This window comes from Micromonospora sp. CPCC 206061, assembly GCF_036906915.1.
Taxonomy (GTDB): Bacteria; Actinomycetota; Actinomycetes; order Mycobacteriales; family Micromonosporaceae; genus Phytohabitans.
In genome coordinates this window covers 1-1,026 of the sequence record NZ_JBAKHX010000215.1, presented here as the reverse complement: position 1 = coordinate 1,026, position 1,026 = coordinate 1, and the positions used below count along the sequence as shown (strand labels likewise).

At 67.4% G+C, this 1,026-nt stretch carries 2 protein-coding genes; both read left to right on the top strand.

The features are described from left to right. Positions 1 to 158: 158 nt before the first annotated feature. Complete coding sequence (locus V6V89_RS41455) at positions 159 to 935, top strand: glycosyltransferase family 2 protein (protein WP_334625228.1); 777 nt, start codon at positions 159 to 161, stop codon at positions 933 to 935. Continuing rightward, a partial coding sequence (locus V6V89_RS41450) for an NAD-dependent epimerase/dehydratase family protein (RefSeq protein ID WP_442935331.1) occupies positions 880 to 1,026 on the top strand: 147 nt, incomplete at its 3' end. The genes V6V89_RS41455 and V6V89_RS41450, both read left to right, overlap by 56 nt.

Below are 1,026 nucleotides of genomic sequence, written 5' to 3'. Positions count from 1 at the left end.
GATCCGTACATCGTCGATGAGCGGTTCACTGCGCTGGACGAGGTGTTGGAGCGTGCCGACCTGCTGGTGATCGCCAGCCCGCATCCCGAGTACCGAGATCTGGTCACCGACAAGCCGTTGATCGACATGTGGGGCATCACCCAGCAGGGCGTGCTGGTGTGACGCCGCGCGTCTCGATCGTCATCCCCGTCTACAACGAGGGCGAGGCGATCCTCCGGTGCGTCGACCGCATCCTGCGTGACGTGCTTCTGCCCAGTGAGATCCTGCTGGTGCACGACATGCCCGAAGACACCACGGTGCCGTACGCGGAGAAGCTCGCCGCTGAAAACTCGCACGTGCGGCCGGTGCTCAACACGTACGGGCGCGGTCCGGCCAACGCGATCCGGTTCGGCATCGACACCGCCTGCGCCCCGGTCGCCGTCGTCACGATGGCGGACGGGTCGGATGACCCGCGCCAGATCGACGACCTCGCGCGGCTCGTCGAGCGCGGCGTCGTGGTGGCGGCCGCGTCCCGGTACATGCCCGGTGGGCAGCAGGTCGGCGGGCCGCGGCTGAAGCGGTTCCTGTCGCGGTGGGCGGGGCGCTCGCTGCACTGGTTCGCCCGGGTGGGCACCCGCGACGCGACGAACAGTTTCAAGGCGTACGACACCGAGTTCGTGCGCCAGGTGGGCATCGAGTCGCGCACCGGGTTCGAGATTGGCTTGGAGCTGACCGCGAAAGCGAGCCGGCTGCGGCGTCCGGTCGCCGAGATCCCGACGATCTGGCTGGATCGGCAGTTGGGCGAGTCCCGGTTCGACCTCGGCCGGTTCATGCCGTCTTATCTGCGGTGGTATTTCTTCTGTTTCGGCCGTCGGCTGACGGTGGGGCAGATCGCGGCGCGTGGTCCGCGGCACGCCCAGGTTTCCCTGGAGAAGGAGAGCAAGGTTAGTGGCTAAGGTCCTGGTTACCGGTTCGGCCGGGTTTATCGGCGGGTATGTGGTCGAGGAGTTGTTGGGCCGTGGCCACGAGGTGGTCGGGGTGGACAAC